The sequence below is a fragment of the Leifsonia stereocauli genome, from assembly GCF_038432415.1.
Lineage (GTDB): Bacteria > Actinomycetota > Actinomycetes > Actinomycetales > Microbacteriaceae > Orlajensenia > Orlajensenia stereocauli.
Window position 1 is genome coordinate 706,912 of the sequence record NZ_JBCAUN010000002.1, and the last position, 20,596, is coordinate 727,507.

13 protein-coding genes are annotated in these 20,596 nt (G+C 70.1%); 9 read left to right on the top strand and 4 right to left on the bottom strand.

All coding sequences use genetic code 11. The features are described from left to right. Positions 1 to 14: 14 nt before the first annotated feature. The 4 genes from AADV74_RS12225 to AADV74_RS12240 all read left to right on the top strand — a co-directional run bounded on the left by AADV74_RS12225 (position 15) and on the right by AADV74_RS12240 (position 4,667). Complete coding sequence (locus tag AADV74_RS12225; RefSeq protein WP_342114434.1) at positions 15 to 575, top strand: hypothetical protein; 561 nt, start codon at positions 15 to 17, stop codon at positions 573 to 575. A gap of 173 nt (positions 576 to 748) precedes the next feature. Next, positions 749 to 2,074 carry an isocitrate lyase gene (gene aceA / locus AADV74_RS12230; RefSeq protein ID WP_342114436.1) on the top strand — a complete coding sequence of 442 codons (1,326 nt, stop codon included), beginning with the start codon at positions 749 to 751 and terminating at the stop codon, positions 2,072 to 2,074. A 140-nt stretch (positions 2,075 to 2,214) separates the two neighbouring features. Beyond that, positions 2,215 to 3,936, top strand: a complete 1,722-nt coding sequence (gene aceB / locus AADV74_RS12235) for a malate synthase A (RefSeq protein WP_342114438.1) — start codon at positions 2,215 to 2,217, stop codon at positions 3,934 to 3,936. Positions 3,937 to 4,100: 164 nt separating this feature from the next. Further along, a complete protein-coding gene (locus AADV74_RS12240) occupies positions 4,101 to 4,667 on the top strand; it encodes a GNAT family N-acetyltransferase (protein ID WP_342114440.1) in 567 nt (188 codons plus the stop codon). 5 nt (positions 4,668 to 4,672) lie between these two features. On the opposite strand, the gene AADV74_RS12245 is transcribed toward AADV74_RS12240, so the two are convergent. Next, complete coding sequence (locus tag AADV74_RS12245) at positions 4,673 to 5,851, bottom strand: Pr6Pr family membrane protein (RefSeq protein ID WP_342114442.1); 1,179 nt, start codon at positions 5,849 to 5,851, stop codon at positions 4,673 to 4,675. 223 nt (positions 5,852 to 6,074) lie between these two features. On the opposite strand from AADV74_RS12245, the gene AADV74_RS12250 reads away from it, so the two are divergent. Beyond that, positions 6,075 to 7,568 carry a flavin monoamine oxidase family protein gene (locus tag AADV74_RS12250; RefSeq protein WP_342114444.1) on the top strand — a complete coding sequence of 498 codons (1,494 nt, stop codon included), beginning with the start codon at positions 6,075 to 6,077 and terminating at the stop codon, positions 7,566 to 7,568. Positions 7,569 to 7,580: 12 nt separating this feature from the next. Here the strand turns inward: AADV74_RS12250 and AADV74_RS12255 are convergent, their stop codons facing one another. Next, a complete protein-coding gene (locus tag AADV74_RS12255; RefSeq protein WP_342114446.1) occupies positions 7,581 to 8,360 on the bottom strand; it encodes a Pr6Pr family membrane protein in 780 nt (259 codons plus the stop codon). A gap of 148 nt (positions 8,361 to 8,508) precedes the next feature. Next, a complete protein-coding gene (locus AADV74_RS12260; protein ID WP_342114447.1) occupies positions 8,509 to 9,792 on the bottom strand; it encodes an MFS transporter in 1,284 nt (427 codons plus the stop codon). 56 nt (positions 9,793 to 9,848) lie between these two features. Between AADV74_RS12260 and AADV74_RS12265 the strand changes: the two genes are divergently transcribed. Beyond that, a complete protein-coding gene (locus AADV74_RS12265) occupies positions 9,849 to 10,808 on the top strand; it encodes an ArsR/SmtB family transcription factor (protein WP_342114449.1) in 960 nt (319 codons plus the stop codon). Positions 10,809 to 10,810: 2 nt separating this feature from the next. On the opposite strand, the gene AADV74_RS12270 is transcribed toward AADV74_RS12265, so the two are convergent. Further along, positions 10,811 to 12,205 (bottom strand): cryptochrome/photolyase family protein, encoded by a 1,395-nt coding sequence (locus AADV74_RS12270; RefSeq protein WP_342114451.1) that lies wholly within the window; start codon positions 12,203 to 12,205, stop codon positions 10,811 to 10,813. Between the two features lie 76 nt (positions 12,206 to 12,281). Here AADV74_RS12270 and AADV74_RS12275 point away from each other — a divergent pair, with 76 nt between their 5' ends. From AADV74_RS12275 to AADV74_RS12285, 3 genes are all read left to right on the top strand, one after another. Next, entirely contained in the window at positions 12,282 to 13,328 is a 1,047-nt protein-coding gene (locus AADV74_RS12275) for an FHA domain-containing protein (protein WP_342114453.1), read from the top strand. 61 nt (positions 13,329 to 13,389) lie between these two features. After that, the gene (locus tag AADV74_RS12280; RefSeq protein ID WP_342114454.1) at positions 13,390 to 14,529 is read left to right on the top strand and encodes a serine/threonine-protein kinase; all 1,140 of its coding nucleotides are present in this window, start codon (positions 13,390 to 13,392) and stop codon (positions 14,527 to 14,529) included. Then, on the top strand, positions 14,529 to 20,585 hold the full coding sequence (locus AADV74_RS12285) for an Ig-like domain-containing protein (RefSeq protein ID WP_342114455.1): 6,057 nt from the start codon (positions 14,529 to 14,531) through the stop codon (positions 20,583 to 20,585). Before AADV74_RS12280 ends, AADV74_RS12285 begins: the two co-directional genes overlap by 1 nt. Positions 20,586 to 20,596: the final 11 nt, after the last annotated feature.

Consider the following 20,596-nt stretch of genomic DNA (forward strand, 5'->3'; position numbering starts at 1 on the left):
GACCAGGGGGATTCGTGGGCTATCGCAGTGTCATCACCGTCGTCGTCGTGTCGGGGGCGCTTCTGCTCACCGGATGCTCCGGGCCCGCAGGGCCGTCGGCATCGCCGACGTCGACTCGATCGGCCACGCCGACCCCGTCAGCCACGCCAGGCTCGAGCGCCACTCCCGGTGCCACCGATGGGGCGAGCACGCCTCCGGCGCCGGCGGCCAGCGCCCCTGCCGCAGCTGCGCAGACCGTCGAGGAGGCCTGCGTCATCATGAACGACGCCATCACCTCGCTCTCGGGCCTCGACACCGACGAGAACATGGACATGCTCGGAACCGATCCGGCAGCAGCCCAGGCCGCAATCGACGAGGCCAGCGCCGACCTGACGGCCGCGGCCGCCCAGGTCACCAACGCCGACGTCAAGCCTGCAGCCGACGCCGTCGTCGCCTCGAGCCAGTCGTACTTCGACTACCTCATCGCCTTCTCGACCGATCCGGAGTCGATCGACGTCGATGCCTTCGGCGACCAGCTCACGGCCTTCTCCGACAGCATCGTGGGCGTGCAGGAGCGCTGCGGCGTCACCGAGTGACGCTCGGCCGGGTGGCTCCGCGGCCGCTCTGACACCCTTTCTTCTCCCCGGCAGAAGACCGGGGTTATTTCTGTGCACCCTTTCGGATCGACGGATGCCGCACGGCAGCAGTGTTGGTGCAACACACCAGCGCCGCAGCATCCAGGCGGCGTCCGATCCGAAAGGCACACCCCATGAGCACCCCGCCCCGCCCCACGCAGAGCCGCCCGGGCGACCAGACGCAGAGCGCCGCCGAACTCGAACTCGAATGGCAGGCCGATTCCCGCTGGGACGGCATCCGTCGCGATTACAGCGCCGCAGACGTCATCGAACTCCGCGGTCCGGTGCGGGAGGAGCGCACTCTCGCCCGTCGCGGCGCCGAGAAGCTCTGGGAGCTCATCCAGCGCACCGACGGCACGGCGTTCGCCCCCGAGGAGGACCCGAGCTGGGTCGCAGCGCTCGGCGCCCTCACCGGCAACCAGGCCGTCCAGCAGGTGCGCGCAGGCCTCGAGGCCATCTACCTCTCGGGCTGGCAGGTCGCGGCCGACGCCAACCTGGCCGGCCAGACCTACCCCGACCAGTCGTTGTACCCGGCGAACTCGGTGCCCGCCGTCGTGCGTCGCATCAACAACGCCCTGCTGCGTGCCGGCCAGATCGAGGCCGGTCGCGACTGGATGGCCCCGATCGTCGCGGATGCCGAGGCCGGCTTCGGCGGACCTCTCAACGCCTACGAGCTGATGCAGGGCATGATCGAGGCCGGAGCCGCCGGCGTGCACTGGGAGGACCAGCTCGCCAGCGAGAAGAAGTGCGGTCACATGGGCGGCAAGGTACTGATCCCGACGGGCCAGCACATCCGCACCCTCAATGCCGCTCGTCTCGCGGCCGACGTCTCCGACGTGCCGACGATCATCATCGCGCGCACCGACTCGCTCGCCGCCACGCTGCTCACCAGCGACCACGACGAGCGCGATCGTCCGTTCCTCACCGGTGAGCGCACGGCCGAGGGCTTCTACGAGGTGCAGAACGGCATCGAGCCCGTCATCGCCCGCGGGCTCGCCTACGCCGAGTACGCCGACCTGCTCTGGGTCGAGTCGGCCGAGCCCGACCTGGACCTCGCCCGCCGCTTCGCCGAGGCCATCCACGAGAAGTTCCCCGGCAAGCGTCTCAGCTACAACTGCTCGCCGTCGTTCAACTGGAAGCGTCACCTCGACGACGGCCAGATCGCGACCTTCCAGCGCGAGCTCGCCTCGATGGGCTACGCCTTCCAGTTCATCACCCTCGCGGGCTTCCACGCCCTCAACCACTCGATGTTCGAACTCGCCCGTGGCTACAACGAGCGCCACATGAGTGCGTACGTCGAGCTCCAGGAGGCGGAGTTCGCCTCCGAGAAGAACGGCTACACCGCCACCCGCCACCAGCAGGAGGTCGGCACAGGCTACTTCGACCGCATCAGCACGGCGCTCAACCCATCGAGCGCCACTCTCGCCCTCGTCGGATCGACCGAGGAACACCAGTTCTAGAGGCCCTCGCCGCTCGTCTCCGCCGTGTGAAGGCATCCCGCTCGCGCAACTCCCGGATCCCCGGGCCTCGCGTGCCCGGTGCCTTCATACGGAGGGACGGATGCCTTCACACGGCGGTAGACACGACAGGAGACACGACCATGAACACCACACCCACCAGCACCCTGGAACGCGAGACGAGCCGGGCGTCCGAGACGACGACCCGCGAGCCCGCCACCACGACCGGCAGCTTCGCGACGTCGCAGCCGTGGATCGAGGTGACGGCGCCCCTCGGCGATCGCTACTCCGAGATCCTCACGCCCGAGGCACTCGCCTTCCTCGCCGAACTGCACGACAGGTTCGCCGGCATCCGTCACGACCTGCTCGCAGCACGACTGCAGACCCGCGTCGCCTCGGCGAACGGACGCGACCCGCGCTTCCTGCCCGAGACGGCACCGGTGCGAGCGGATGCGTCCTGGCGGGTCGCCGGAGCCGGGCCCGGTCTCGAGGACCGTCGCGTCGAGATCACGGGCCCGACCGATCGCAAGATGGCGATCAATGCACTGAACTCCGGCGCGAAGGTCTGGCTCGCCGACCAGGAGGACGCCACGAGCCCCACCTGGACGAACGTGATCGAGGGGCAGATCTCGCTCTTCGACGCGTTGCGAGGCCAGCTCTCCTTCACGTCGCCGGACGGCAGGGAGTACACGGTCGCGGGCCGCGTCGGCCTGACCCACGATGGTGAGGCCGAGACGCCCACCATCGTGATGCGGCCGCGTGGCTGGCACCTGGTCGAGAAGCACCTGCGCTTCCACGACCGCTCCGGGCGGGCGATGAGCGCCTCGGGCAGCCTGGTCGACTTCGGGCTGTACTTCTTCCACAACGCCCGGCGCCTCATCGAGCTGGGACTGGGCCCGTACTTCTACCTGCCGAAGCTCGAGAGCCACCGCGAGGCCAGGCTCTGGAACGACGTCTTCACCTTCTCGCAGGACCACCTCGGAATTCCGCAGGGAACCGTGCGGGCCACGGTTCTCATCGAGACCATCCAGGCGGCGTTCGAGATGGAGGAGATCCTCTACGAGCTTCGTGATCACTGCGCCGGGCTCAACGCCGGGCGCTGGGACTACATCTTCTCGATCATCAAGACGTTCCGGTCGCGGGGGCGTCGGTGGGTCTTCCCCGACCGCTCCGAGATCACCATGACAGTGCCGTTCATGAGGGCATATACCGAGCTGCTCGTGTCCACGTGCCACAAGCGCGGGGCATATGCCATCGGCGGCATGAGTGCGTTCATCCCGAATCGCCGGGATCCGGAGGTCACCGGACGAGCCCTGGAGAAGGTCGCGGCGGACAAGCGCCGCGAAGCTGGAGACGGCTTCGACGGAACCTGGGTCGCGCATCCCGATCTCATCCCCACGGCGCGAGCCGAGTTCGACGCCGTCTTCGAGGAGCGCAGCAATCAGCTGCACCGCCTGCGCGACGACGTTCACGTCACAGCGGCCCAGCTTCTCGACATCCCATCGATCGGGGGGTCGGTGAGCGAGGAGGGCGTCCGCGACAACGTGCGCATCGCCGTGCGGTACATCGAGTCGTGGTTGCGGGGAACAGGGGCTGCGGCCATCGACAACCTGATGGAGGACGCGGCGACGGCGGAGATCTCGCGCTCGCAGGTCTGGCAGTGGGTGAACGACAACACGATCACCCGCGAGGGCCGGCGCATCGACGCCGCCTGGCTCGAGACCGTGGTCGCTGCAGTTGCAGAGGAGCTGCAGCGCTTCGATGGTGACCGCCTCGACGACGCCTTCGCGGTGTTCCGGCAGGTCGCGTTGGAGCCGGAGTTCCCGACGTTCCTGACGATCCCGGCCTACACGCGGTTCCTGTGATCCACGCCCGCTGAGGGCCGGCCGAAGGACGCGGCCGAAGCACATCCACTGCTCTGCGGGTCGGGATGCGCTTCGGCCGCGCGCTGCGCGCGGGCCTCAGCGAGCGGTGGCGCGCGGCGCGCGGGCCTCAGCGAGCGGTATGGCACCGCGATTAGGGTCGGAGCGTGAGCCTGACCATCCGCACCGCGACGGCAGCCGACGCCGGGACCCTGGCCGAGCTGGCCGCCGCGACCTTCGCGCTCGCCTGCCCGCCGCACACGACCGCCGACGCCATCGCCGAGTTCATCGCCACGCATCTCTCCCAGGACGGCTTCGACGCCTACCTCGCCGACCCCGCCCGCGTGCTGCTCATCGCCGAGCAGCAGCGGGCGCAGCGGGCGACGGATGCCGCCCCCGACCCGCTGGCCGTCGGCTACACGATGCTGGTCTTCGGGGAGCCGACGGACGTCGACGTCGCCGAGGCCATCGGCATCCGCCCGACCGTGGAGCTCAGCAAGTTCTACACCCGCGCCTCAATCCACGGCACCGGGGTCTCCGGTCCGCTCATGGCCGCGACGCTCGCCGCCGCCGGTGAGCGCGGTGCCGCAGGGGCCTGGCTCGGCGTGAACGAGGAGAACGCCCGGGCCATCCGCTTCTACGAGAAGAACGGATTCGGGAGAGTCGGTACGAAGCACTTCCTCGTCGGAGATCGCTACGAGGACGACTTCGTTCTGGAGCGCGGGCTGCCGTAGGCCGCTCAGACGCCGACGGCGACGTCTCCCAACGTGCCGGCATGGAGCGTGTCGGCATGCAGCGTGCCCGAGTGGAGGCTGCCCGAGTGGCGCGTCGAGGGTCGACGCATGCCCGGGCGCTGCGTCGTCGAATGCGATGACGTCCAACGCGGCACTGCGACGTGCAGGTCTGGGGGACGCTGCGTCGGACCGGCGAACGCGGGCGAGCCGAGATCGCGGTGGAGCTGGCCGCCGATGCGCCGGCCCGGCTGACGCTCGACGCACGAGCTCGTGCCGCTCCAGAGCCCCGTGTGCACTGTCGCTCGTTCAGCCGCGGCCGCCGTGACCCATCGTCGATCGCCGCGCGCGGCCGTGCCGAGGGCGACGGGAAGCGGGGTGTACGACACCGAGGATGTCCAGCGACCCTCCGTGGACAGGGCGGCGAGCTGCGACTGCAGGACGGCACTCGCTGCCGGCGTGAGCAGCGTGACAGCCGGTCGCCGTGCCCCGTGAGCGCTCCCGGGATCGGCCCGATGCAGCCCGAACACGATGCCGACGACGGGGGGACCGGCATCCGTGATGGTGGCGGCGAACAGACTGTGCGCCCCGATGCGGGTGAGCGCCAGCGATCCGGTCGTGAGAACCAGGATCATCAGGCACACGATGGTGATGTAGAGCCCCATCTCCACCGGCGACTTGGTGCGGGTCGGGTCGATGAAGAAGTACGGGAACCAGCCGACGATGCTGCCGCGCACCATCGTGAACACCAGCCAGATGCCGGGATACGGCAGCGCCCAGCCCATGGTGAGCCAGGGCAGCGTGTTCGTGCGCACCGCCAGTCGCCGTTCGGCGACGAAGTCGATGACGAGGAGGGCGGGCATGATGAAGTGCAGCACGACATCCGACGGGGTGACCATGATCGGCTTGACCTCGCCGGCCGAACCTACGGCGAGGATGCCGTAGACGATTCCGGCGAGGATGACGTAGCCCAGCACGATCGATCGCGCGGCGTGGATGCGGCTCGATTCGGGTCTGCCGGTGACGGCGAGCACCCCGCTGGTCACCAGCAGGGCGACGGCACCGACCGCCGACTGCACAGTGAAGAAGCAGAAGTAATTGCCCGCGTCGAAGGCCGTGATCCCGATCGCCTGGAAGTTCGCTGCGATCGAGACGGTCTCGACCGCGGCCAACGCCAGACGGGCCATGCCGATCGCCTGATGGATGTTCCCCCGTGAGATGTGAGGGCCTGATGAACGCTCTCGCATACTGCACGGTATCTGGCAGAAGGCCGTGGATGCTGGGCATCTGCCCCCAGATTAGTTATCCTCACGTCTTTTCAGGCCGTTCAGTCGGGTGCAGTAGGTTGAAATCGCGTTCGTGTGCTCGGGAGGAGGGCGGCCGGGGTTCCAGCGCAAGCCCGCGAGATCCATGAGACGCAGAACCTTCCTCATCGCAGCCGTCGGCGCACTGGGCACCTCGGTGCTCGCCGCCTGCACCCCGCAGCCGCGACCGACCAGCTCGCCGTCGCCGACCGCGACGACTCAGCCTCCGGCATCCGCCGTTCCGCAGCCGCTGTCGATGCTGCGATCGCGGTGGAGCGTCGATCCCTTCGCCCTCGGTGCCGCGAGCTTCGCCGCAGTCGGGTCGACGAGTGCGAGCCGCGACGACCTCGCCGCCGCCGTCGACGACAGGGTGTTCTTCGCCGGTGAGGCGACGTCGCATGACGCCCCGGGAACGCTGAGCGGCGCCGTGGCGTCTGGCTCGCGCGCCGCCGGTGAGGTGATCGCCGCGTCAGACGTCTCAGAGCGCATCGGGGTGATCGGCGCCGGAGTCGCCGGTCTCACTGCGGCGAGGGCCCTGCTCGATGCCGGCTACGACGTCGTGGTCGTCGAGGCCCGTGACCGCGTCGGCGGCCGCATCGACGCGCGCGCCAGCGACTCCTGGCCGCTGGCAGTCGACCTCGGACCCACGATGATCGGCGACGGCGACGAGGCGCTGCACTCGGCCGTGGTCGCGGCCGGTGGAGACGTGGTCTCGTTCGGCCGGGTCGACGAGGTGCGCACGGCTGCCGGAACGGCTGTCGCCGTGTCCGGCGTCGGAGCCGCAGCCGTGGCCGACGCCGTGGAGTGGTCGTCGAAGCAGCCGCACGATGTTCCGCTGTCGTTGGCCATCGGGCAGTCGGAAGCCGGCGCCTTGTCGACCACCCCCGATGACACCGGGGTGTCGGATGCCGACTGGTTGGGCTACCAGCTGGACTCGGTCGTGCAGCCGCGAACCAGCGCGCCGGACGATCGGCTCTCGGCCTGGAACGGCGGGGCCACCGCTCCCGGGGACGGCGTGGGCGGTGCGATTCCGTTGGCCGGGTTCGGCACCCTCGCCGACGACCTCGCCGACGGCGTCGACGTGCTGCTGCGCAGCGTCGTGACGCGGGTCGTGACCCGCAACGACAAGGTGAGCCTGAGACTGCGCACCGGCGAGTCGCTCACGGTCGATCGCGTGATCGTGACCCTCCCGTTGGGCGTGCTCAAGTCGGGATCCGTCGCCTTCGAGCCCGAACTGCCGTTGCCCAAGGCTCGGGCCGTGTCGATTCTCGGCATGGGCGACTCCGACCGCGTGTGGCTGCGCTTCGACGAGCCGTTCTGGAGCACTGACGCCACTGTCTGGTCGACGATCGCCGCCGGATCTCCGGTGGGGCTGTGGGTGAATCTGCTGCCGGACACGGGGTATCCGGTGCTCGTCGGCACCGTCGCTGCGGGGGAGGCCGCCCGCCTCGCCGCCATCGACGACGACGCGACGGTGCTCGCCGAGCTGCTGGCGAGTCTGGAGCCCTTCCTCGACGACGCGAAGCGCGCCGAGGCCGAGGGGACTGGCACCGAGACGCCGACGCCGACTCCCACGCCGAGCGACGCCCAGTCCGGCTGACGGCCGCCCCGCCTACCGCGTCTCGACGCGCTCGCTCCGCTCGCGTGCCTTCGACGAGTGGGGAGCGCTGTGGACGGTGGAGCCGGGGCCTGACGAGTGCGGGGCGGGCGGATGCAGCATCCGTGCCCGGCTCAAGCCGACGAAGGTGGACACGAACCCCAGGATGACGGCGAGGATGCCTGCGCAGTAGGCGACGATGACCACCGGCCCGGTCACCTGCGACGGGTCGAGGAAGAAGTACGGATACCAGCCGACGGCGTCGCCGCGCAGCAGCGTGAAGATGAGCCAGATCACCGGGAACGGCACGGCCCAGGCGAGGGCGAGCCACGGGACGGCCGGCACGCGCGGTCCGAGGAAACGGCCGACCAGCCAGTCGACGAGCAGCACCGACGGAAGGATGAAGTGCAGCAGCTGATCCGACCACGGGATGACGATCTGGTAGGTGCGTGTCGAGGAGAAGGCGGCGAGCAGGCCGAAGACGATGCCCGAGAGCACGACGTAGACGAGCACGATCGTGCGCGCCGTGAGCAGCACGACGGACTCGCTGCGGCCGCTCAACAGCACGAGGCCGCCGGCGAGGGTGACGACCACGGCGATCATGGCCGACTGGATGGTGAAGTAGCCGAAGAAGTTGGCGACACCGAAGGAACTGAAGCCGAGCACGTAGCGGAAGTTTCCGATGAGGGCGATGATCTCGGCGGCCACGACGGCGATGCGCACCCAGCCCAGCGCGATGGCGACGCGGGCCTCGCGGAGCCCCGGCGGCCGGGCCGGGTCATCACGCACGCGCATAGGAGAACGCTACGCCAGGGTGTCTGGGCGAGGAGCGAGCGAGCGCAGCGGGCACGCGTATCGAGATCCACCGACGACGGCGCTCGAAGACGTGGCGCAGATCTCGATGGATCTCGATACGCGTCCGACTTCGTCGGGCGCTACCAGATCAGAGGAGGCGGCGCGCTGCCCGGCGTGCGATCGCGTCAGTGCCGAAGGCGGCGAGAAGGAACATGACCGCGAGTCCCGCCCAGCCGGCGAAGCCGAGCGCGAGTGCCGCCGTCACGACGAGTGGTGCCAGCATCGATCCGACCGAGAACGCCATCGAGAACACCCCCTGGTACGCGCCCGGTACGGCGGGGTCGGCCAGCTCGAAGCTCAGCCCCCATCCGCCGGCCTGCGAGAGCACCTCGGCGAAGGCGTGCGCCAGAGCCGCGACGAGCAACAGGAGCACCGCCGCGACCACGCCGGTCCCGGATGCCGCGAAGTAGAGCAGGCACGCCGCCGCCATGATGACGCCGGCCCACGCCGTGACGGCCCCGGCGCGCCGGATGTCGTGGGTGCCCCGCGACAACGGCACCTGGAAGATGATGACGACGATCGTGTTGAGGATGAGCACCGCCGCGACGAGTGCCGTCGGAGCGCTTGTATCGTGCGCGATCCAGAGCGGAACCCCCACTTCGGCGAGACCGAACTGGATGCCGAAGACCGCACTGAGGGCCGAGAGCGCGAGGTAGCGCGGATTGCGCCAGGGGGAGCGCATGCGCCGGTCGGCCGTGATCGCCGCCCGGGCGCTGGTGTCGACGCCGATCTCGCGCGGCGGGGCGTCGACGCTCGCCGGCAGACGCAGCAGCAGGGTGCAGCCGAGCAGGTAGACCACGCCGGCCCCGATGATGATTCCGCGGTAGGCGTCGCCCGTGCCCACGAGCAGTGCGAGCCCGCCGAGGGCGGAGCCCACGGCGATGGCGATGTTCGTGACGGTGCGCAGCACCGCTCGGGCGTTGACCCTGGCGGCGCCGGTGAAGGCGCGCGCGATGATCGCCATACGGGTCGCGTTGGCTGCGGAGTCCGCTGCGCCCACGACGCAGGCGATGAGCAGTGCCGAGGCGAACGAGGTGGCGAACACGTAGCCGATGAGGCCGAGACCGCTGAGCGCTGAGAAGCCGAGCAGCAGACGCCTGGCGCTGAACCTGTCGGCGAGCTGGCCGCCGAGGAGGGAGGCGCCCACACCGACGGCGCTCGAGGCGGCCAGTACCAGCGCGACCTCGGTCGCGGAGAGCCCCACGATGAGGGTGAAGTAGAGCACGGTCACGGTGAGGAAGATGCCGCGACCGACCCTGCCGATGAGGGTCGACAGCACGAGCACGCGCAGAACGGGATCGGAGATCGAGGCGGCGATGCGCTGTGCCGGGCTGAGGCGCGTGGGGGAGGGGGCTGCATCCGTTTCGATCACGTGATCGATCATGGCTGGCGCGACGGATGCCCCACAGTGATGTAGCTTTCTGCTACATGTTGCGCTACAGACTGACCGACTCGGACTTCGGCGGCGTGCACTTCGGGCTCTCGCCGCTCTGCGAGCTCGGGTTGTCTCTGCGGGCGATCAAGGACCCGTCTGCGTTCCCGCTGCAGCTGCCGTGGCTGCGTCGGACCGAGCAGGCCCGCAGCCTGGTCGATCTCGACACCCTGCTCGCGCTCATCGATGACAGATTCTGGACGCCCGACTTCCTGAACCCTCGACCCGCCTCGCCCCTCACACGCATCGATGATGAGTTCCAGGCGCTGGCGCGCATCCGCACCTCGACCTTCCATCGGGATCTCGAGGCCGTGCACGGGCGCATTCCGGGTGCTCTCTCCGGGCCGCCGCGCGAAGCCATCGCACGGATGATGCGGGCGCTGCAGCAGCTCTGGGACGAGTGCTTCGCGCCGCACTGGCCACGGATGCGTGCGGTGCTCGAGGCCGACGTCACCTACCGCGGTCGGCTGATCGCGCAGTCGGGACTGGCGGCGATGCTGAATGGGGTGTCGTCGACGGTCTCGTACGAGAGGGATGTCGTGTCGGTGCAGCTGCGCGATCCCGTCGATCGGGAGGTGGCGACCGGCGGTCTCGGGCTCACGCTGGTTCCGACGATGTTCACCAGGCGGGCATCGGCACCGGTCGGCAGTGGGCCGCCCATGGTGATGTACCCGGCGCGCGGGCAGGGCGCTCTGTGGGAGACCGAGCGGGTGCCGAACCCGTCGGCCGTCGCCGCGATCGTGGGAGAGGCCCGCGCGAGCCTGCTCACGGCGCTCGCCGAGCCCGCGTCATCGACGGAGCTCGGGGTGCGCTTCGACGTGACGACCTCGGCGGTCAATCAGCACCTCCGGGCGCTGCGGGATGCCGGGCTGGTCACCTCGACCCGCTACGGCCACAGCGTGCTGTACTTCCGCAGCGAGCTGGGGACGGCGCTGTTGGCGGCCTCGGGGACCTGACGTCAGCGGGCCGCGGAGTTCCTGACCACGTCGTAGGCGGCGAGGGCCGCCCTGCGGGTCTCACCGAGATCGACGATCGGCTCGGGGTAGGCGTCGGTTCCGACCTCGGGAACCCAGTGCTTGACGTACTGGCCGTGGCCGTCGAACTTCTTGGCCTGCAGTTCGGGATTGAACACGCGGAAGTAGGGAGCGGCATCCGCCCCCGATCCGGCGACCCACTGCCAGTTGAACGGGTTGCTCGCCTCGTCGGCGTCGACGAGGGTGTCCCAGAACCACTGCTCGCCGAGCCGCCAGTCGATGAGCAGGTTCTTGGTGAGGAACGATGCGACGACCATGCGGATGCGGTTGTGCATGGTGCCTGTCGTCCAGAGCTCCCGCATGCCGGCGTCGACGATGGGCAGGCCGGTGCGACCCCGCTGCCACGCGACCAGAGCGCTCTCGTCGAGAGGCGGCCACGGGAAGGCGTCGAACTCGCGGCGCCAGTTGACGGTGGCGAGCTCGGGAGCGTGGAACAGCACGTGGTGCGTGAACTCGCGCCAGCCCAGCTCGGTCAGGAACCGGGTCGTGCCCTCTGCTCCGGCGCCGCCGAGCTCGGCCCGCGCTCGGGTCGCCCGATCCCACACCGTGTACGGGCTGATCTCGCCGAAGCGCAGGTGCGGCGAGAGGCGGGAGGTCGCCTCCTCGGCGGGGAAGTCGCGCTCGCCGGCGTAGTCGGCCAGCTTCGTCGCGAGGAAGTCGTCGAGGGCGGCGCTCGCCGCGGCCTCACCGGGAGTCCAGGACTCCCGCAACCCGCCGGCCCAGTCGGGGTGCGTCGGTTCGAGGGCCCAGTCGTCGATGGCGTCGGATGCCGCAGCCCCGGCATGGCCATCGATCGCCGTCGGAGCCGGCAGTGGACCGCGCGGCGGCGGCGCGTCGCGGCAGGCCTTCCAGAACGGCGTGAACACCGAGTACGGATTGCCTGCTCCGGTCTGGATCGTCCACGGCTCGAACAGGAGCGACGCCGCGAAGCTCGCCACCTCGAGTCCATCGGCTCGCAAGGTCGTCTTGAGCTCGGTGTCCACGGTGCGGGCGGCGCCGCCGTAACGCCGGTTCCAGAACACGGCTCCGGCTCCGGTCTCGGCCACGACGGCCGGCACGATCTTCGCCGCAGCGCCACGGCGGAGCACGAGCGGCACGCCCAACTCGGCGAGCGACGCTCCGAGGGACGTCAGGCTCTGGTGCAGCCACCACCGACTGGCCCCGCCGAGCCCACGGATGCCGTCGGACACCTCGTCGAGGACGAAGAGCACGAGCACGGTCCCTCCGCGCTCGACGGCGGCGTTCAGCGCCGGGTTGTCCGCGATGCGCAGGTCGTCGCGCAGCCAGACGATGGCCGGACCTTCGGGGGGCTGCTGCACGGATGACGTCCTCTGCTCGGGTCGAAAGCGCCACATTCGCGACTCTCCCATTCTGCGCGTTCGATAGGGTCGAATCGTGTTCGAGTACTCCTCAGTTGGCGGTGACGGCGGATCCGGCATCGGCATCGTGACCGACCGGTTCATCTGCCTGCTCGGGCCCGAGGCGGATTCCGAGCTGGGTGCCGGCGTCTACGCGCTGCTCGACGACGACGAGACGCACCTCGCCGACGCACTCGACGTGCTGATCGGCGAGCACCCCGACCTCTCGTTCGCGGTCGTCGAGGTCATCGACCCAGCCGAGCGCACCTTCCACGTCGCCGTGAGCGGCGACGTCGACGTGACCATGACGGGCACCTCGTCGACGCGGTTCAGCGGGCCTCCGGGTGCGGCGTGGATCATCGGCGAGGCCATCGGCGTCGACAGGCTGCGCCTCGCCCTCGACGCCCGTGACGGCGTCGACTGCCTGCCCGTGCGCGACGGGGTCGTGCGCACCTCGATGATCGGCGTCGCCGAGCGACCGGTGGCGCTCGCCCGCGCCTCGGCCGCGCACCTGCACACGCGGCCCATACGGCTGCCGGCGGCTCCCACCCGCATCGACCTGGAGCGTGCGGCGAAGACCGATGGCGCGAGATCGGATGCCGGGCCGACAGCTCCGGCGACATCCGACTCCATGCCTTCAGCCCAGGCGGTGCCGGTGCCGGCGCCGGAACCGGCGCCGGTGTCCGTGCCGGGCCGGCGGCTCGAGCCTGAGGCATCCGTCACCCCGGAGCCTCCCGTCTCGTCAGTCCCCGACCCGGACTGGACCCTGGTGCTCCCCGACGGGACCCCCGTCGCGCCGCCGGTGGTCTTCGGCCGTCGCCCGTGGAAGGACGGCCCGTCCGGCGCCATGCACATCGTCGTTCCGTCGCCCGGCCGCGAGATCTCGGGGGTGCACATCGAGGTCGATCTCGATGGTGCCGTGCTCACGGCCCACGACCTCGATTCGACCAACGGGACCGTCGTCTATGCACGCTCCAGACCGCCCCGTCTGCTCCACGATGGGGGGAGGATGGCGCTGTCCCCCGGAGATATACTCGATTTGGGGGATTCCTACCGTGTTGCCGTCCAGGGGCGTTCGACGTAGAGTCCGCCTCGAGCACGTCGGGACTGTCAGCAGCCCGAGCTGACAGAAAGGCGATCCACACGTGGCCAGACGGGTGTCATCACCGCCGGTCATCGGTGGCTACAGCTATGTGCGTCCGCTCGGATCCGGCGGTTTCGCCGATGTCTTCCTCTACGAACAGGACATGCCCCGCCGTGTCTCGGCCGTCAAGGTGCTGTTCGCCGACGCCCTGAACCCCGAGGTGCGCCGCGCCTTCAACGTCGAGGCCGACATCATGGCCAAGCTCTCGGCGCATCCGGCCATCGTCACCATCTACCAGGCCTCCATCTCGGCCGACGGGCGCCCCTACTTCGCCATGGAGTACTGCCCCGACACCATGAGCGCCCGTTACAAGAAGGAGCCGCTCGACATCGTCGAGGTGCTCGACACGGGTGTGCGCATCGCCGGGGCGCTCGAGACGGCGCACAGGGCCGGCCTGCTGCACCGCGACATCAAGCCGTCGAACGTGCTCATCAACGCCCTCGGTTCCCCGGTGCTCGCCGACTTCGGCATCGCGGCAGCGGTGTCGGCCGACGACGGGGTCCCCGAGATCTTCGCCATGTCGATCCCGTGGAGCGCCCCCGAGGTGCTGCAGGAGCGTGTGTCTGGTTCGGTGCCCAGCGAGATCTGGAGCCTCGGCGCCACCCTCTACACCCTGCTCGCCGGTCGCAGCCCGTTCGAGGCGTCGACGCGTGAGAAGAACACCCGCGAACAGCTGGTGCGCCGCATCACGGCCGCACGGTACACGGCGCTGCCGGTCGATGGCCTTCCGCCGCGCATCGACGAGATCCTGTCGAAGGCGATGCACCGCGATCCGGCGAAGCGCTTCGCCTCGATGGCCGAGTTCGCCGAGCAGTTGCGCTGGGCGCAGTACGAGCTCGGCATCCCGTCGACCTCCTTCGACGTCGCCAGCCCCGAGTGGGCCGCAGCGTCACCCATCCGCTTCAAGGACACCCGCCAGCGGGGCCCCGTCGTCACCACGGTCGAGAAGAACTCGCGGCGCGCGGCCCGCGCGGTACGGCAGGGCGATGGGGATGGCGGAGGCGCCGTCGATCGCGACGGCATCGCCGTCGCCGGCGCGCAGCCCTCCGCGCTGCGCGCTGGGCTCGTCGGCGCAGGCATCGGTGCCGGTCTCCTCGCCGTCGCCGGAGTGGCGGCCCTCTTCATCACCGGGGCGCTGTGATGAGTACCCCACGCACGACCCGACGTCCGGCGCGCTCCGCGATCATCGCGGCAGTGTCGGCGATCGCCGTGCTCGGCGTCGTCGTGACCCTGGCCGTGACGGCAGAGGGCTACGAGGCCACCGAGGTTCCCCGCGTCGAGTCGTCGGTGTGGGTTACCCGGGACTCCGGGCAGTACGCCCGGGTGAACACCGATCTCGCCGAGATCGACACGGTGCGCGCCGTCGACGACCCGAACGAGGTCGTGCAGGCCGGTGCCGCGAGCTCGGTCTACAGCCAGGGCCTCCGCCAGCGGTGGCCGATCGATGCTGCGAGCCCGATCGATCTCGTGGAGGCGGACGAGGCCGACGCCGTTGCAGGAACGGATGCCCCTGCCAGCGCGGCCGAGAGCACACCGGCCGGCACCCGCGAGGTCGTCTCGGCCGGCTCCCACGTGCTCTACCGCACCGACACCGGCCAGGTGTTCCTCGGCGGGGTCGGCACGGACTCCAGCGTGACGCCGGTCGATCCGCTCGCCGATGAGGCCGCATCCGCCGCCCCCACGGCCCCTGCAGACGGCGGCGACGGTGCAGACGGCGATGACGCTGAAGCTGCGGCCTACGTCGCGACGGCAGTCTCGGTCTCCCCGGCCGGTCTCGTGGCTCTGTACTCCGCCGACGAGCAGGCCGTGCGCACGTACGACGCGACCACCGGCAGCTTCCTCGGATCGCCTCAGGAGCTGGCCTCGCCGCCCGACGCCGACGCCGCAGTGGCGCTCAGCGTGGCCGGTGAGGGCTGGGTGCTGCTCTCGGACGGTCGGGCCTGGATCTCCGATCGCGACGCGCCCGTCGACGTCGATGTCGATGACGCCGCCGTGCTGCAGGCAGGCAGCGACGACGGTGGGACGGCGCTCATCGCCGACGGTGACGGCCTCGTCGAACTCGACCTCCAGCGCGCGACCTCGAAGCGCATCGCCGAGGCGACCGGAACTCCGGCCCAGCCCGTCGTCGTCGGCGACGACGCCCACGCGGCCTGGCTCGGCACATCGTCCGGAGTCATCTGGTCTCGCTCGACGGGGGAGACGACGCCCCTCACCATCCCCGACGGCACCCTCGACAACGTGCAGGCCGTGACCCCGGTCATCCGCTCGAACGGCGATCGTGCCGTGCTCAACGAGACGACCTCCGGTCTGCTCTGGACCCTGCCCGACGGCGCGGCCATCCCGCTCGAGGAATGGTCTGTCGACGAGGACGACGACGAGCAGGAGGGCGCCATCGTCGTCGACGACGTGGCCGAGCCCGAGCCCCCTGTGGCCGTCGACGACGCGTTCGGCGTGCGCAGCGGACAGCTCGTGCTCCTGCCGGTGCTGCTGAACGACCACGACCCGAACAAGAAGGACGTGCTCACGATCGACCCGGCCTCGGTGACGGGACTGAGCGACCAGGGCTTCGGCGCCGTCTCCGTCGTGGCCTCGGGCCAGTCGCTCGCCGTGCGCGTGAAGGCCGGCGAGGGCGAGGCGTCGTTCCAGTACGCCGTGACCGACGGCACCGCGACGTCGAAGCCGGCCACCGTCACGCTGACGGTCAGGGCGCCAGAGGAGCAGACGGCCCCGGTGTGGTGCGGCGTGGAGGCCTGCCAGCAGGACTGGCCGACCCCGCAGGTGCTGCCGGGCGGAACCGTCATCGTTCCCGTGCTGAACGCCTGGGTCGACCCTGAGGGCGATCCCGTCATCCTGTCGGACGCCCGCACGGTCGACGTCGACGCTCCGGTGACGGTCGTGCCCATGGCCGACGGCCGGGTGGCCGTGCGTCACTCCGATCCGAACGGCGCAGACGGCGTCGTCGACGTGCTGGTGACGGTGACCGATGCCGGCGGAGCCAGCACCGAGAAGACCCTGTCCGTCGTCGTCACCGGTTCTCCGACCCTCGAGGCCGCACCCGTGGCCGTCACGGCCGGCGTCGACGAGACCGTCTCCGTGGCCGTAGCCGACCATGTGACCGGCGGATCCGGATCGTTCCGCCTGGTCGACGCCGTCGCATCGTCGACATCCGAGCAGGGGCTCGTCGTCTCCCCAAACGCCGCGGCCGGGGAGATCGAGCTGAGCGCGTCGGCGCCGGGCCAGTACGTCGTCACCTACTCCGTCGTCGACACGCTCTCGCAGTCCGAGCAGTCGGCCATCGTGCGCCTGACCGTCGTGGGCGAAGGCGTTCCGCTGTCCATGGCGCCTCTCACGGCGTTCGTGCGGGCCGGCGAGGACACCTCGGTCGACGTCTTCGGTGCCGTGTCGAACACCACCGGCCGCGTGCTCGTGCTGTCGTCGGCAGAGAGCACGGATGCCGCCCTCAATGTCGGCGTCGTCGACTCGGCCGAACTGCGGGTCAGCGGCTCGACCGCCGACGGTCTGCCCGGTCTCATCGGGCGGGCGAACGTGACCGTCGCAGACGGAGCCGGGGCAGCAGTGACGGGCACAGTCGCCGTCTTCCTCGCTCCGAGCGTGTCTGCGGTCTCGCCCATCGCACTTCCCGACGCCGTCACGGTGCGAGCCGGGGCGCTCGTGCGCATCCCCGTGACCTCCAATGACGTGAGTCCGCGCGGTGCCAGGCTCGTCGTCAGCCCCGAGGTCGCCGGCTCAGGCACGGCCGGTGAGCTCGCCTTCGCCGCCGGTGACAGCGTGCGGTACCTCGCGCCGCCACAGGCCGGCACCTACACCATCGGCTACTCGGTCGCGCTCGAGTCGGATCCGTCGCGCACCGACAACACCGCCATCACCGTGACAGTCCTCCCGCCGGGAGCCAACCGCGCTCCCAAGCCGCAGTCGCTCAGCGCCCGCGTGCTCACCGGGCAGAGCGTCTCCATCAGGGTGCCGTCCTACGGCGTCGACCCCGACGGCGACGCCGTGATCCTGGTCGGAACCGAGCAGCCCCCGGTGAACTCCGGCACCGCCTCGGTCTCCGCCGAGGGCAGCGCCATCGTCTACACGGCTCCGGGCGCGGCCGTGCCGGGCGGGCAGCTGAGCTTCGGCTACACCGTGCGCGACTCCAACGGTGCCGAGGCATCCGGCATCGTCCGGGTGGGCGTGCTCGACTCCGAGCTGGCCGACACTGCTCCGGTCACGTTCAGCGACTTCGCCCGCGTGCAGAGCGGCGCCGCGACTCCCGTGCGCATCCAGCCCATCGACAACGACCGCGACCCGGCGCAGGGCGAGCTCGAGCTGATCGCGCTCGAGCCGAACGCCCCGGCGGGAACCAGCGAGTACGAACGACTCGAGCGATTGATCGACTCGGACACCTCGATCGCCGACGGGCGGGTGCTCCTGAACGCCGGCGACGTGACCGGCACCAACTCCTATGTCTACACGGTGCGCTCCGATGCCTCATCGAGCACGGCCCAGGGCCTCATCGTGGTCGCGGTGAGCGACGAGGTCGGTGCCGACAATCCCATCGTCACCGACACTGTGCTGACGGCACGCACCCGCGGCGATCTGTCGACATCGGGCGTCGACGTGCTCTCGGGCAAGGTGACCTGGTCGTCCGGCGATGTCGCCGGGCTCAAGCTGCGACTCTGGGGCGACAGGGCGCAGTCGCGCTACGACGTCGACGGATGGCGCATCACGGGCTCGCTCCCGGCGAAGGGCGATCTCGTCCCGTTCCAGGTGACGGCGACGGATGCCGCAGGCGACGACGTCGTGTCCTACGGGTTCCTGCGCATCCCCGCCTTCGACAACATGCGGGTGCAGCTGAAGGCCGCAATCGACCCCGTTCAGGTCGACGAGGAGAAGTCGGCCACCATCGACGTGCGCGAGCTCGTCGACCTTCCCGCATCCGATGACGTGCAGCTGCGCGACGGGAAGTTCACCACCCAGCGCGCAGCCGCCACGTGCACGGCGAGCGGCGAGGACGACGCCGTGTACGCCGCCGGACGCGAGGCGCCCTGGATCGACTCCTGCCTCGTTCCCCTCCGCATCGACGGCCAGTCGACCTGGTCGTACGTCGTCGTGCCCGTCGCCATCAGGCCGAAGAACCCGCAGGCCATCCTCTCGGCGCTCTCGCGCACGATCGCGCCGGCTGCCTCCGAGACCGTCGCGCTCTACGACTCCATGACCACGTGGGAGGGTGACCGCGAGGGCGACAGGTCGAAGCTCGACTACAGCGTTGCCTATGACGGCACCGCGTTCACCATGACCCAGAACGGCGCCGAGGTCGGCTTCGAGGCCAGGGCGGATGCGCGCCCCGGCACGCGCGAGACGGCGACGGTCTCGGTGTCCGCGTTCGGGGGGTTGAGCGCGGCCATCACGCTCGTCGTCGGCGTCGCGCCCGCCGACGCCCCGCGCGGTGCGACCTTCACCGAGAAGTGCACTGTCAGCGCCGGTACCTGCTCCATCCCTGTCGTCGGTGTCTCGGGAGAGTACGACCCGTTCGCAGGCAAGACCGGCGCCGGTCTGAAGCTCGTGAGCATCGGCTCGGGCGGCGGCGTCGCCTGCGATGTCGCCACTGTCGCGGCATCCGGTGACACGGCCGTGAACGCCGCCTTCCCGTCGGGACAGGATGCGTTCGGCGGCGAGTGCATCGTGCCGTTCACCGTGGCCGACGCACAGGGCCGCACCGGAACCGGAAGTCTGACGATCGACGTGCAGGGCTATCCGCAGCGGCCGTCGTCGATCTCCACCCGCACCTACACGGGGTCCAGCGTGACGCTCGACGTCGCCCTCGGCGAGGCTGCCAGGGCCCATCCCGCCCTCACCGGCGTCGCCATCTACAGCGGCGGCCGCCAGCAGTCGGCCGACTGCTCGCCCTCGGTCGCCGGCGTCTACTCCTGCACGATCTCCGGCCTGGTCAACGGCGAGAAGCACGAGTACGCGGCCCGTGCCGTCAACTCGGTCGGCGAGTCCGGCGACACCTCGTCGGTCACGACGTGGGCTTACGAGGCCCCGCGGATCGGCGAGGCGACGGCCGTTCCCGTCTACGTCGACGGCCGCACAGCCCCGAACAATGCCGTCGTCGAACTCTCGGTGGCCTCCTCGGACGACACTCAGGCGTTCCGCATCGTCGAGAGCGACCAGACCATCACCCGCTCGGGCAAGACCACGACCGAGCGGCTCGACCTGACGCCAGGCCCCCAGGTGCTCACCATCGTGCCGATCAGCCGGTTCCAGCCGCCGATCTCGGGCCCGACCGACGGGGCATCCGTCGTCGTCACGGTCGAGGGTGCCGGCAGCCCGGTCATCACGAACGGGGTCACGGCATCCGCCGCCACGAATTCCTCGATCACCGTCGGAGGAGCGGATGTCAACGCCAACGGCAGCGCGAAGCCCGTCGAGCGCCTCTACGTCGCCTGGCGCGACGGCGGCGAGCCGCAGTGCCGCGTGAACGCCAAGGGCGGATCGCTCTCGATCTCCGGTGGCGAGGCGCAGGGTGCCGGTCCGACGTTGTCGGGCTTGGCCGAGTTCGAGGTCTACCAGGTCAAGGCCTGTGTCAGCAACGGCTTCGGAGTCGCATCGTCGAACTCGACCCAGGTCCTGACCTTCGTGGCGGTCGACGCGCCATCCGGTGACAACACCTACGCCGTCGCCACATCCCCCAGCGGCAGCGGTCTGAGCTTCAGCTACGGTCTCGACCGTGCTCCCCAGATCCAGGCGCGCCGTGGCTTCGAGATGCAGTACTACCTGTACGGGCAGTGGCGGGAGGACTTCTCCCTCTCCGACGATGGCGCTCCGGGCACCGTGAAGGCGCGTGAGTGCCGCAAGAACTTCGGGCTCTACTGCTCCGGCGAGACGGGCATCACCGGCAACGTGCCGACGACGGTCTCCGTGGAATTCGACGATCCGAACGGGCAGGAGGACGGCTGCTGGGTCGACACCACGAACCCGGGCGATCTCGTGTCGGTCTCAGCCGCAGCGCGCGGTTCGTATTCCGTGTCGGGGTTCACCTTCGCAGCAGACAGGCTCTCGGCCGACCTCACCGTCACGTTCACGGGATCGTTCGCGCCATTGCAGCCGATCACGCACAACGTTCCCATCTGCGCCCCGCCCGAGCCGACTCCAACCCCTACGCCGACCGGTCCGCCCCCGGCCGCACCGTGACCGTCGGCGCA